Origin of the sequence: Amycolatopsis thailandensis (assembly GCF_042723255.1) — a bacterium.
GTDB lineage: Bacteria > Actinomycetota > Actinomycetes > Mycobacteriales > Pseudonocardiaceae > Amycolatopsis > Amycolatopsis thailandensis.
The window spans coordinates 48,687-60,769 of the sequence record NZ_JBHXJK010000010.1 but is presented as its reverse complement, the minus strand read 5'-3'; the positions used below and the strand labels follow the sequence as shown (position 1 = coordinate 60,769).

The 12,083-nt window shown below is 69.6% G+C and carries 13 protein-coding genes; 8 read left to right on the top strand and 5 right to left on the bottom strand.

Annotated features, from left to right (window positions below):
• Positions 1-73: 73 nt before the first annotated feature.
• Positions 74-1,681, bottom strand: coding sequence for an ABC-F family ATP-binding cassette domain-containing protein (locus ACFWMR_RS06210; protein WP_378377409.1), 1,608 nt, complete (start codon positions 1,679-1,681; stop codon positions 74-76).
• 149 nt (positions 1,682-1,830) lie between these two features.
• Positions 1,831-2,310, bottom strand: coding sequence for a MarR family winged helix-turn-helix transcriptional regulator (locus ACFWMR_RS06205; RefSeq protein WP_378377407.1), 480 nt, complete (start codon positions 2,308-2,310; stop codon positions 1,831-1,833).
• Positions 2,311-2,462: 152 nt separating this feature from the next.
• Between ACFWMR_RS06205 and ACFWMR_RS06200 the strand changes: the two genes are divergently transcribed.
• Genes ACFWMR_RS06200 through ACFWMR_RS06190 form a run of 3 tightly spaced genes read left to right on the top strand, consistent with a single transcriptional unit; the run spans position 2,463 to position 5,122 of the window.
• Positions 2,463-3,041 carry an ArsR/SmtB family transcription factor gene (locus tag ACFWMR_RS06200; protein ID WP_378377405.1) on the top strand — a complete coding sequence of 193 codons (579 nt, stop codon included), beginning with the start codon at positions 2,463-2,465 and terminating at the stop codon, positions 3,039-3,041.
• The gene (locus tag ACFWMR_RS06195) at positions 3,038-4,282 is read left to right on the top strand and encodes an MFS transporter (RefSeq protein ID WP_378377403.1); all 1,245 of its coding nucleotides are present in this window, start codon (positions 3,038-3,040) and stop codon (positions 4,280-4,282) included. The genes ACFWMR_RS06200 and ACFWMR_RS06195 overlap by 4 nt, the downstream gene beginning before the upstream one ends.
• A 15-nt stretch (positions 4,283-4,297) precedes the next feature.
• A complete protein-coding gene (locus tag ACFWMR_RS06190; RefSeq protein ID WP_093934043.1) occupies positions 4,298-5,122 on the top strand; it encodes a metallophosphoesterase family protein in 825 nt (274 codons plus the stop codon).
• Between the two features lie 83 nt (positions 5,123-5,205).
• Here ACFWMR_RS06190 and ACFWMR_RS06185 read toward each other — a convergent pair whose 3' ends face one another.
• On the bottom strand, positions 5,206-6,105 hold the full coding sequence (locus tag ACFWMR_RS06185; RefSeq protein ID WP_093934042.1) for a PAC2 family protein: 900 nt from the start codon (positions 6,103-6,105) through the stop codon (positions 5,206-5,208).
• A 190-nt stretch (positions 6,106-6,295) separates the two neighbouring features.
• Here ACFWMR_RS06185 and ACFWMR_RS06180 point away from each other — a divergent pair, with 190 nt between their 5' ends.
• The 5 genes from ACFWMR_RS06180 (at position 6,296) to hisG (ending at position 10,216) form a co-directional block, all read left to right on the top strand.
• Positions 6,296-6,976, top strand: coding sequence for an HAD family hydrolase (locus tag ACFWMR_RS06180; RefSeq protein WP_378377401.1), 681 nt, complete (start codon positions 6,296-6,298; stop codon positions 6,974-6,976).
• Between the two features lie 55 nt (positions 6,977-7,031).
• Positions 7,032-8,495, top strand: a complete 1,464-nt coding sequence (locus ACFWMR_RS06175; RefSeq protein ID WP_378377399.1) for a DNA-3-methyladenine glycosylase 2 family protein — start codon at positions 7,032-7,034, stop codon at positions 8,493-8,495.
• A 15-nt stretch (positions 8,496-8,510) separates the two neighbouring features.
• Complete coding sequence (locus ACFWMR_RS06170; protein ID WP_378377397.1) at positions 8,511-9,002, top strand: methylated-DNA--[protein]-cysteine S-methyltransferase; 492 nt, start codon at positions 8,511-8,513, stop codon at positions 9,000-9,002.
• Positions 9,003-9,074: 72 nt separating this feature from the next.
• Positions 9,075-9,338 (top strand): phosphoribosyl-ATP diphosphatase, encoded by a 264-nt coding sequence (locus ACFWMR_RS06165; protein ID WP_020635144.1) that lies wholly within the window; start codon positions 9,075-9,077, stop codon positions 9,336-9,338.
• Between the two features lie 32 nt (positions 9,339-9,370).
• On the top strand, positions 9,371-10,216 hold the full coding sequence (gene hisG / locus ACFWMR_RS06160) for an ATP phosphoribosyltransferase (protein ID WP_378277947.1): 846 nt from the start codon (positions 9,371-9,373) through the stop codon (positions 10,214-10,216).
• A gap of 71 nt (positions 10,217-10,287) precedes the next feature.
• On the opposite strand, the gene ACFWMR_RS06155 is transcribed toward hisG, so the two are convergent.
• A complete protein-coding gene (locus tag ACFWMR_RS06155; RefSeq protein ID WP_093934037.1) occupies positions 10,288-11,223 on the bottom strand; it encodes a ParA family protein in 936 nt (311 codons plus the stop codon).
• A gap of 67 nt (positions 11,224-11,290) precedes the next feature.
• Positions 11,291-12,076: a thioesterase family protein gene (locus ACFWMR_RS06150; protein WP_378377395.1), complete on the bottom strand. Its 786-nt coding sequence runs from the start codon at positions 12,074-12,076 to the stop codon at positions 11,291-11,293.
• Between the last annotated feature and the right edge of the window lie 7 nt (positions 12,077-12,083).

The following is a 12,083-nucleotide window of genomic DNA, read 5'->3' as shown; positions in this document are numbered from 1 at the left end:
TTTTTTGTTTGGTGGGGTCCCATGATTTCTCTTTTCGTCCTATGGGGACCCCTCATGACACCCGTATAACGACCTACACGGCGACGCGACCGGCTTCCAGCCGGAGGTGGTCACCCGACCAGTCCCGCCGCAGCCATCGATCGTGAGAAGCGATGACGACGGCGCCCGGCGCGGAATCGAGCGCCGTGAACAACTCCTCGGCCAAGGTGAGCGAGATGTGGTTCGTCGGCTCGTCCAGCAGGAGCACCTCCGGCGGGTCGGCGATCAGCAACGCGAGCGCGAGCCGCCGCCGCTGCCCGACCGACAGCGCGCCCACCCGGGTCCCGAGATCACGCGGGGCCAGTAGTCCCAGCCCGCGCAACGGGGGAGCGTTCTCGCCGAGGGCCTCGGCGTAGGTCCGCTGCGCGGTCTTGTCCGGCTCGGCGAACGCGACATCCTGGTCCAGCATGCCGATCCGCACCCCGCGTCCGGAAAGGACGGTCCCGGAATCCGGCTCCAGCGAGCCGGCGAGGACCGACAGCAGCGTCGACTTCCCGGCGCCGTTGCCGCCGGTGATCAGGAGCCTCGACGTCGTCGTGATGTCGAGCGTCGCCAGCCGCAGCCGCCCGGCGATCTCGATGTCCCGTACCGAGATCGCAGTCTTGCCCTCCCCGGGTTCGCCGGTCAGGTCGCCCTGGAACCGCAGGGGCGCTGGTGGTTTCCGCACCTGGTCGCGTTCCAGTTCGTCCAGCCGCAGTTGCGCGTTGCGGACCCGGCGTGAGATCTGCTTCTGCACCCTCCCGGTCTTGAAGTCGTAGAGCATCTTGGCGTTGTCGCGCTGCGGCCGGTTGTGCGCGACGGCGCGCGCGGTGACGGCCACCGATTCGCGCAGTTCCTTCAGCTCGTCCTGCTCCTCGGCGAAGCGTTGTTCCCAACGCGCCCGTTCGGCCCGTTTCTGGTCCAGGTAGTCCGAATACGTGCCGCCGTAGCGGGTCGGACCGCCCAGCGCCGGGTCCAGGTCGACGATGTCGGTGCACACCGCGTCGAGGAACACGCGATCGTGTGACGACAGCACGAGGACACCGGTCAGCGACGCGAGATGCTGTTCCAGGAACTCCATCGCGGCGTCGTCGAGGTGGTTCGTCGGCTCGTCCAGGACGAGCGTGCCCGGCCGCCGGATCAGCAGCGCCGCGAGGCCGAGCCGTGACCGCTGACCACCCGACAGCGTGCCCAGTTCGCGCCCCGGATCGATCCCGGCGAGCCCCAGACCCGCGCACACGACCTCCGCTCGCCGGTCGGCGTCCCAGAGATCGTGCGCCTGGGCCCATTCGAGGACGCTGCCGTACTCGTCGAGCACCGCCGCGTCGTCCGGGCGCTCCGCGAGCGCTTCGGTCAGCTCGTCGAGTCTCGCCGACGCTCGCCGTATCTCGGCGAGCGCGTCGTCGATGACCTCGGAGAACCGCGCCGTCAGGGGGAAAGGCAGTTCCTGCAAGAGGAATCCGAGGTCGTCACCCCGCAGGACCTCGCCACCGTGCGGCTCCTCGACCCCGGCCAGCAACCGCAGAAGCGTGGATTTGCCGACGCCGTTCTCGCCGACCAGGCCGAGTCGTTGGCCCGCCGAAGCCGTCAGGTTCACGCCGTCGAGCACGACGCGGGCGCCGTAGGAGTGGACGAGGTCTTTGGCGATCAGGGAAAGAGACATACGACATCACCGCGTTTCTTCGGACATGAGGGATCTCCGCCGGGCGTCGTGGCTCACGGGAGCAGTGCTCGACCGGGGCCGCCTCGGAACGGGGAAGGTGTGATGTCAGTTGTCCATGATGCGAGCAGTCTAACGCAACCTGTGTAGCGTTAGTCAACCCCCTCTTTCCGGGGCCCGGACCGCAGTCGGACGGCCTCTTGTTCGGCGAAGACGCGTCCGTCGGTCAGAACGCCGAGGAGCGCGGCGAGCTGACGCCGGTCGAGCTTGGCGAGCCGGTCGCCGAAGAATCGGGCCACGGGGGAGTAGAGGTCGGCGACGTCGTCCAGCCGGTCGGGGAGCGGGCGGACCACGAGGCGACGGCGGTCGGCGGGATCGGGGGCGCGTTCGACCAGGCGCCGTTCCTCCATGCGGTCGAGCATGCGCGTCACCGCGCCGGTGGTCATGCCGAGGGCGCGTGCGAGCTGGGTCGGCGACGTCGCGGCACCGCTGATGACCAGCTGGAGTCCGTGCAGCTCGGTGGGGCTGATCCCGAGCCGCTCCGCCATGGCCGTCTGGAACAGGACGGTCGCGCTGACGAACCGGGGGATCTCCAGTGCGGCCGCGGTGGCGAGTTCTCGCTGGTCAGGCACGTGCATTCCTTCGGCAGTAGTTGAGTTGTGCAGTTACTGTGACGCGCAGCAACTGTCCTGGCAAGGATATGGGCGGCGTCTTGACACTTTCGAGGCCGCCTGCGAATCTGAAAGGGAACTTTCGAAAGACTTCTTTCAGATTGGATCGGGCGATGGCCGGGTTACCGCCGCGCAAGCGGATCGAGGACGTCGAGCTGATGCGGGCGCTGGCGCATCCGCTGCGGTCGGCGCTGGTGGACCACCTGATGGCGGTCGGCCCGCGCACCGCGAGCGAGTGCGCGGCCGCGGTCGGCTCGACAGCCTCGAATTGCAGCTGGCACCTGCGGCAGCTGGCCCGGCACGGTCTCGTGGAGCGGGCAGAGGGGGAGGACGGGCGGGAGCGGCCTTGGCGCGCGTGTCAGGTCGGCATCGAGTTCGGCGACGACCCGGAGCTGCACGGGGCGCAGCTTGCGGTCGTGGGCACCACCCTGGCGCGGGAGAAGGAGCTGACTGAGCGCTACCTCGACGCCGCCGACCGGCTCGACAAGGAGTGGCGCGACGCCTCCGGGATCAACAACTACTCGCTACGGGTGACCGCGGCCGAGCTGGACGAGCTGGCCCGCCGGATCGACGCGCTCGTGCGGCCTTACGTCAGCGCGATCCGTGAAGACGTCCCTGAGGGAGCCCTGCCGGTCCACTTGGGACTGCGGGCGTTCCCGCGCATCGACGCCGAGGGGAAACCGAGCACATGAGACCGTTGAGAGAACCCGCTTTCGCGCGGCTGTGGATCGCCGCGTTCTTCTCCGAGACCGCCGAGTGGATGCTGCAGATCGCGCTGCCGGTGTTCGTCTTCAAGGCGACCGGTTCGGCCGCCACCACGGCGATGAGCATCGTCCTCGGCCTGCTGCCCGCGGTGCTGCTCAGCCCGGTCGCCGGCGTGATCGCGGACCGCTGGAACCGGCGGCTGGTGCTGTGCGTGGTGTGCGCGGGCCAGGCGTTCGTGGCGCTGCCGCTGCTGTTCGTCGCGTCCGGCGGCCCGGTGTACGTGATCTACGGGGTGATGGCCGCGCAGGCGGGGCTGGCCTCGTTGTTCGAGCCCGCTCGCAACGCGCTCGTGCCGGAGCTGATCGCCCCGGACGAGCTGATCGGCGCCAACGGTCTCATGAGCATCAACGGCAGCGTCGCGCGTCTCGCCGGAGGCTGGGCAGGTGGTCTCCTGCTCGGTTTCGGCGGCCTCGGCTGGGTCGTGGTGGCGTATCTCGGCGTGCTGATCGTGGGTTCGATCCTGCTGTCGCGCCCCTTCCGGCGGACCGCCGCGCCGATCGAGGCGGGTCCGCACGAGCCGGTGCTGCGAGCCTGGCTCGACGGGCTCCGCGAGATCGGCCGCGAAGGACGTCTTCGCCTCGCCGGTGTCGTCGTGGTGCTGACCTCGCTGGCGCAGGGGATGTTCCTCGTGCTGTTCGTGGTCTTCGTGCTCGACATCCTCAAGGGCACCGAAGGTGACGTCGGCCTGCTGCGCGGGGTGCAGGCGCTCGGCGGGCTGGCCGCGGGTTTCGCCGTCGCCACCGTCGCCCGCAAGGCCGCGCCCACCGCCCTGCTCGGCTGGGGCGGGCTCGCGCTCGGCCTGCTGTCGGCGGTGATCTGGAACCTGCCCGCGCTCACCGTGTCGCTGCCGCTGGGCGTCTTCATCGGACTGTTCGGGCTGGTCGGCGCCCCCGGGGTGCTGGCCGGGTCCGGTTTGCTCTCGCTGGTCCAGACGACCGCGTCGCCCGAGCGATCCGGCCGCGTCCTGAGCACCGTGTTCGCCGGGACCGCCGGGTTCACCGCCCTGGGCGCGCTGCTGGCCGGCGGGCTGGTGGACGCGCTGGGCAGCGGGGTCCTGTTGAACGTCCAAGCCGGTCTCCACATCGTTTCGGCGTTGGTCGTGCTGGGGGTGTCGGCGACGGGCGGGTTACGCCGGGATGCGGTTTTGGCGGTTCGCCGGTCCGAGTGAAGCTACGGTGGAGGAGTGCCGCATCTCTTCGCCACCAGCGACCTCCACGTCACTCATGAGGGCAATGCCCCGCTCGTCGACGAGGTCGTTCCCCGGACCCCCGACGACTGGCTGCTCGTGGCCGGTGACGTCGCCGAACGCGCCGAGTCCGTGATCGGGGTGCTCAAGACCTTGCGTGAACGCTTCGCGAAGGTCGTCTGGGTCCCCGGCAACCACGAGCTGTGGACCACCCAGAAGGATGAATGCCAGCTGCGTGGCCAGGCGCGCTACGAGCACCTGGTCGAGCGCTGCCGGGAAATCGACGTGCTCACCCCGGAGGATCCGTATCCGGTGTGGGAACACCAGGAGAAGCCGCTGACGATCGCCCCGCTGTTCGTGCTCTACGACTACAGCTGGCGGACCCCGTCGGCCGAGGGGCTGCCGCTGCTCGCGGCCGTCGACCAGGCGCGTGAGGCGGGCGTTCTGTGCACGGACGAGTTCTTCCTGCATCCCGATCCGTACCCGAGCAGGCAGGCGTGGTGCGCCGACCGGGTGAAGATCAGCACCGAGCGGCTGGAGGCGATCCCGGAAGACCACGGGACGATCCTGATGTCGCACTGGCCGCTGCACCGCCACCCGACCGCGCCGCTGTACTTCCCGGAGTTCGCGCTGTGGTGCGGGACGACCGAGACCGAGGACTGGCATCAGCGGTTCCGGGCGGAGGTCGCCGTCTACGGGCACCTGCACATCCCGCGTTCCACCGAGGCGGACGGCGTGCGGTTCGAAGAGGTCTCGCTCGGCTATCCGCGTGAGTGGCGGAAGCGGGCGAGGGGGCCGATCCCACTGCGGCGCATCTTCTGAGGTCGGTCGCCGAACGCTATGAACGGCTCGTTCCTTGCAAAATTTGCAAGGAACGAGCCGTTCATAGCGCTTGAGAGCCGTTCTCAGCCGCGCCCGGGACCGTCCTGGCCCGGACGACGCCGCCGCAGGTACCGCTCGAACTCGGCCGCGATCTTGTCCCCGCTCACGTCGTCCAGCGTGAACTCGGTCTCCGCGTCGCCGCGCTCCTCGAGCCCGCGCACGTACTCGCTGATCTCCTCGTCCTCTTCGGCCATCTCGGTGACCGTCCGCTGCCACTCCTCGGCCTGCTCCGGGAGAGCGCCGAGCGGGATCTCGACGTCGAGGACGTCTTCGAGCTTGTGCAGGAGCGCCAGCGTGGCCTTGGGCGACGGCGGATGCGAGACGTAGTGCGGCACGGCCGCCCAGATCGACACCGCCGGGACACCAGCCTGCACGCAGTAGTCCTGAAGGACCCCGACGATCCCTGTCGGCCCCTGGTAGTTGTTCAGTTCCAGGCCGAACTGCGAAGCGGTGTCCTTGTCGTACGCCGTCCCGGTGACCGGTACGGGCCGGGTGTGCGCGGTGTCGGCCAGCAGCGCGCCGAGGGTGACGACGGTGGCCACGTCCAGTTGTTGGATGTGCTCCAGCAGTTCGGCGCAGAAGGCGCGCCAGCGCATGTTCGGCTCGGGTCCCTGGACCAGCACGATGTCGCGGCTGAGGCCCTCGGGGCGGCACACCGAGAGCCGCGTGGTCGGCCAGTCGACCCTTCGGGTGACGCCGTCGACCATGCGTACGGTCGGTCTGCTCACCTGGAAGTCGTAGTACTCGTCCGGACTCAGCTCGCTCAGCGGTGTCGCATCCCAGTTGAGCTGAAGATGCTCGACCGCCCGGCTGGCCGCGTCACCTGCGTCGTTCCATCCTTCGAAGGCGACGATCAAGATCGGCTTGGTGTCATCCGGGTGGTCGCGGCCGGGCCGCTGGGTCTCGTCGACGGGCTCACTCACCGGACCAGCCTACGACCAGGCGGGTGTTCACCGTTGAGCATGTCCGATCGTCTTCGCTGAGGGCGAACCACGCAGACGCGCCGTAACGCGACATTCAGGGCAAGACGCCTCGACGTCGGCGTGATCCCCTCTCGGCTACCGTGGGGTACGGAACGCCGAATCGCGCAAGACCTGATCTCGAGGGGGAGCCGTGACCGAACCGTCCACACTGGACGGACTCGCCGCCGTGCTGTGGGATATGGACGGCACGCTGGTCGACTCGGAGAAGTTGTGGGACGTCGCCCTCTACGAGGCCGTCGAAACCCTCGGCGGCACGCTGACCGAGGAGCAGCGCCTGAGTCTCGTCGGATCCAATATGGACGACACGGCCGCGTTCCTGCTGGAAGTGTGCGGCAAACCCGTCACCCCCGAGTCGATCGCGGAGATGGGGGAGTGGATCCGCAAGCGGACGGCCAACCTCTTCGACGGCCCGCTCCCGTGGCGTCCCGGCGCGCAGGAGCTGCTTGAACTGTTGCGCGCCAAGGGTGTCCCGATGGCACTGGTCACCTCCACCGAACGGTCGCTGACCGAACTCGCGCTCAACACCATCGGCCGCGAGTACTTCGCCGCCACCGTCTGCGGCGACGAGGTCGATGGTCTGAACAAGCCGGACGCCAGGCCGTACCGGCTGGCGACGGAGTTGCTGGGGGTCCAGGCTTCCCGGTGCGTCGCGATCGAGGATTCCCCGCCGGGCGCGGCTTCCGCGGCGGCGGCGGGCTGCACGGTCGTGGTGATCCCGAACGACGTCGACGTCGAACCGGGAGAGCGGCGCGTGTTCCGTTCGTCGCTGGTCGGGCTCGACGTGCCCACGCTGACCGCGTTGCTGCCCTGACAGCCATGTCGCATTTCCGCTAGACCTGGGTGTCGGAGTCGGTGATGCTTGCCGGGTGCATGAGGATTTCGAGCGCTGCGTCAGGGCGGTCCAGGCGAAGGACGCCCGGTTCGACGGCTGGTTCTTCACCGCCGTCCTGACGACGCGGATCTACTGCCGGGCGAGCTGCCCCGTCGTCCCGCCCAAACCGGAGAACATGTCGTTCTACCCGAGCGCGGCGGCCGCTCAGGAGGCTGGCTTCCGTGCCTGCAAGCGGTGCCGTCCGGACGCGAGTCCCGGTTCGCCGCAGTGGAACGAGCGCGCGGACGTCGTGGCCAGGGCGATGCGGCTGATCGCCGACGGCGTCGTCGACACCGACGGCGTGAGCGGGCTGGCCGCCCGGCTTGGCTACAGCGTCCGGCAGGTGGAGCGGCACGTGCGCGCCGAACTCGGCGCGGGCCCGCTCAGTCTCGCCCGCGCGCAGCGCGCGCAGACGGCCCGGCTGCTGATCGAGACCACCGGCCTGTCGATGATCGACGTCGCCCTCGCCGCGGGGTTCGGCAGCGTCCGGACCTTCAACGACACCGTGCGCGAGGTCTTCGCGTTGTCCCCGACCGAACTGCGTGCCCGCGTCCGCACCGCGCCGGCGACAGCGCCCGGGACGCTGAACCTGCGCTTGCCATATCGCAAGCCGCTGTTCCCGGACAACCTCTTCGGCCATCTGGTCGCGACCGGCGTCCCGGGCGTCGAGGAGTGGCACGACGGCGCGTACCGCCGGACGCTGCGGTTGCCGCACGGCCCGGCCGTCGTCGCGCTCAAACCCGAAGACGGCCACATCGGCTGCCGGCTCACCCTCTCGGACCTACGGGACCTCTCCACCGCGATCAGCCGCTGTCGGCGCCTGCTCGACCTCGACGCCGACCCGGTCGCGGTCGACGACGCCCTGGCCGCGGACCGCCTGCTCGGGCCGCTCGTGACCGCCGCACCGGGCAGGCGGGTGCCGAGGACGGTCGACGGCGAGGAGTTCGCCGTCCGCGCCGTCCTGGGACAGCAGGTGTCCACCGCCGCCGCCCGGACCCACGCCGCCCGCCTGGTCCTCGCGCACGGCGAGCCCGTCGACGACCCGGAGGGCGGTCTCACCCACGTCTTCCCGGACGCCGCCGCGCTCGCGGAGATCGACCCGGAAAGCCTCGCGATGCCGCAGAGCCGCAAACGGACCCTGCTGGGTCTCGTCGCCGAACTGAACGACGGCGAACTGGACCTCGGCGCGGGCAGTGACTGGCAGCGGGCCCGGGAGCGGCTGCACGCGTTACCCGGTTTCGGCCCGTGGACCGTCGAGAGCATCGCGATGCGCTCGCTCGGCGACCCGGACGCCTTCCTGCCGACCGACCTCGGCGTCAAAGTCGCGGCGAAAGGGCTCGGGCTCACCCCGGCGGCCTTCGCCGCGCATGCCGAGCGCTGGCGCCCGTGGCGCGCCTACGCCGTCCAGCACCTTTGGGCGACCGGTGATCACCCGATCAACCGGCTGCCCGCCGCCTGAGTCCCGAGGAGCGCCATGCGCACGCACACCGTCATCGACAGCCCGTACGACCGGCTGACCCTGGTCGCGGACGGCGAAAGCCTCTGCGGTCTGTACATGGTCCAGCAGCGGCACCGGCCGGTCGAGGAGACCTTCGGTCACCCGGATCCGGGCGCGCCGATCTTCGTGGAGACCGAGAAGCAGCTGAAGGAGTACTTCGCCGGTCAGCGGCAGGACTTCGATCTCTCGCTGAGCTTCGGCGGCACCGACTTCCAGCGGATGGTCTGGGCAGGCCTGCTCGGGATCCCGTATGGCGAGACGGTCTCCTACGGCGAACTCGCCGACCGGCTCGGCAGGCCCACCGCGTCGCGCGCCGTCGGGCTCGCGAACGGGAAGAACCCGATCAGCATCATCGTGCCGTGCCATCGGGTGATCGGCTCCAACGGTGATCTGACCGGTTACGGCGGTGGTGTCGAACGGAAGCGGCACCTGCTCGACTTCGAGCGGGGCGGGGTGGCGCTGTTCTGAGGTGTGACGCGAGCGGCAACACACCGGCCCGGGGCAGCGGGACGCGAGCGCGGATGGAAGGATCTCCAGACTGTGAAGACCTTCGATGAGCTGTTCGCCGAGCTTGCCGAGCGCGCCCGTACGCGCCCCGACGGTTCCGGCACCGTCGCCGCGCTGGACGCGGGAGTGCACGCACAGGGCAAGAAGGTGCTCGAAGAGGCGGGCGAGGTGTGGATCGCCGCCGAGCACGAATCCGACGACAGGCTCGCGGAGGAGATTTCACAGCTGCTGTACCGGTTGCAGGTGCTCATGATCGGCCGTGGCCTGTCGAAAGAGGACGTGTACCGGTACCTGTGACGCGTCCGCGTCCGGAGAACCAAGGAGAAGCAATGCTGCGTGTCGCCGTGCCGAACAAGGGAGCCCTCGCCGCCGCCGCGTCGGAGATGCTCGGAGAGGCCGGCTACCGCAAGCGACATGAGGCCCGCGATCTGACCGTGCTGGACACGGTCAACGAGGTCGAGTTCTTCTTCTTGCGCCCCAAGGACATCGCGATCTACGTCGGGTCCGGTGAGCTGGACCTCGGCATCACCGGCCGCGACCTCGCGCTCGACTCAGGCGCGCCGGTGGAGGAGATCCTCGGCCTCGGCTTCGGCGGGTCCACCTTCCGGTACGCCGCGCCCGCGGGCCGGGACTGGAAGATCGAGGATCTGCAGGGCAAGCGGCTCGCGACCTCGTATCCGCGGCTCGTGCGGGAGAACCTCAAGCAGCACGGGGTGGAGGCCGAGGTCATCCGCCTCGACGGCGCCGTCGAGATCTCGATCCAGCTCGGCGTGGCCGACGCCATCGCCGACGTCGTCGAGTCCGGACGGTCGCTGCGCCAGCACAACCTCGTGGCCTTCGGGGATCCGATCTGTGTCTCGGAGGCCGTGCTGCTCCAGCGCGCGGGCACCGAGCACACCCGGCCCAAGGACCAGCTGAAGGCGCGGCTTCAGGGCGTCGTGTTCGCCCAGCACTACATGATGCTGGACTACGACTGCCCGCGTTCGCTGCTCGAAGCGGCCATCGCGATCACGCCGGGTCTCGAGTCACCGACCGTCGCGCCGCTGGCGGACGACGACTGGGTGGCCGTGCGGGCGATGGTGCCGCGCAAGGAGGTCAACCGGATCATGGACGAGCTCGCCGAGACCGGCGCCAAGGCTGTCCTGGCCTCGGACATCCGGGCCTGCCGCCTCTGACCCCGCTCCAGACGCCATGAAAGGTCCTTTCCTTGCGAAATTTGCAAGGAAAGGACCTTTCATGGCGTTGGCTACCGGGGCCGGTTCGGTTTCTTGGGCATGAGGTCGTAGAGCCGCTTCCGGGCGCCGTTGTCGTTGGCGCTGCGGGTCACCGAGACCTCGGTGATGAAGTCCTCGAAGACGAACTCCTCGTCCGCCGGCACGATCGCCGGGGCCGGATGGTTCCTCGCGTACCCGTCCAGCGTTTCCGCGATCTCCCGGAACGACAGTGCTTGCAGCGTCTCCGGGGCGTACGTCGTCACCGGCACACCGTGCGCGGCCGCCTCGTTCATCACCACGCCGAGCGGGACGTGCGACAACATCGGGATCCCGAACGAGTACAGCTCCTGCAACGCCGCCGCCGCGTAATGCGAGACCGGGCGGCGGTACAGCCCCGGAACGAGACCGTAGTAGGCGATCGGCGGACGGCCGACGGTCTGTTCGACGTAGCGCACCTGGTCCGAAAGCAGGCGCAGCGCCCGGATGCTCGTCCGGTCCGGCTGCACCGGCACGAGGATCCCGTGCGAAGCGGCCAGCGCGTTGTTGGTCAGCACGTCGAGTGCGGGCGGGCAGTCGATGATGATGTGGTCGTAGTTGGCGAACTGGATCACTCTGGCCAGCTGCCAGCCGGGGACACGGAACTGGTCCAGCCGCCGGATCAGGTCGAACATTCCCGGCGACGTCGGGATGACGTCGAACGCGCCACCCCGCCCGAGGTTGCTGCGCGGATGCCGCACGGCCAGTTCCTCGATCGGCCCCTTCCACACCTTGGTCAGGGCTTTTGCCAGGCTGGGCATATCGGGGGCCACTTCGTCCAGCCCGAGTAGTTCGGTCGTCGCGTGGCCCTGTGGGTCGAGGTCGATCAGCAGCACCCGGCGACCGCGTTCGGCCAGTGCGGCCGCCGCGCCCACGCTGAGTGAGGTCTTGCCGACCCCGCCTTTCTGGTTGACCACCGAGGTGATCTGCATGCCGAAGCGCTCCCTGCGTCTGTTGTTCCGGGAAGGCTATTGGAAACACGCCGAGAAAGCGCGTGTTTCAGCCCGCCTGTCGCGGTCGCACCAGGAGAGCCTGCGCTCCGGTGGCGATCGAGCCGGAGCCGTCGTGCAGTGTGGTGGTCGCCGTTCCGATGCCGTTCGGGCCGACCAGGGTGGTCGCGTCGACGCCGATCCAGTCGCCCAGCGGCGGGCGGCGGAGGTGCACGGTCAGCTCGGAGTTGATGAACCACCACTCGCGCGGGTCGAGAAAGTTCGAAATCCCGTTGCCGGAGTCCGCCAGGACGAACAGCCGCTGCAACGGGCTCGGCTTCTCCCCGTCCACGAGGGCGACGCGCTGACGGCCCCAGACCGTCGCCGGCCCGGGTTCGTCCAGCGCGCCCTTGACCCGCCGCCACTCGACGGCGTCGAGGTACCCGCCGTGCCAGCCTTCGGGCCAGCTCGACGTCGGGAGGCCGTCCGGCGGCGGCAGCGCGGGCCCTTCCGCCGTCGCCACCGCGGTGGTGTCCGACGTCGCGATGCGCCAGGCCGAGGCGCGGCCGACGACCCGCTCCCCGTGGGAGAGTTCGGCTTCCAGCCACTCGACCGACCGGCCCGGTCGTTCCACCCAGGCCCGCACCGAAAGTTCCTTCAGCGGGGCGGGCCCGAGGATCTCGATCGTCACCCGCGCCAGCTGGCTCGCGTGCGGCGCTTCGACCCCTTCGAGCGCGCGGACCAGCAACGCCGAGGGCGGCCCGAAGTGCTGCGCGTCCGGGGTCCACGGGCCTGCGGTGTGCTGGGTCGGGAGGAAGAGGCCCTCGCCAGTCGGTTCGTAGAAGGCTTCCGTCACGAAAGGC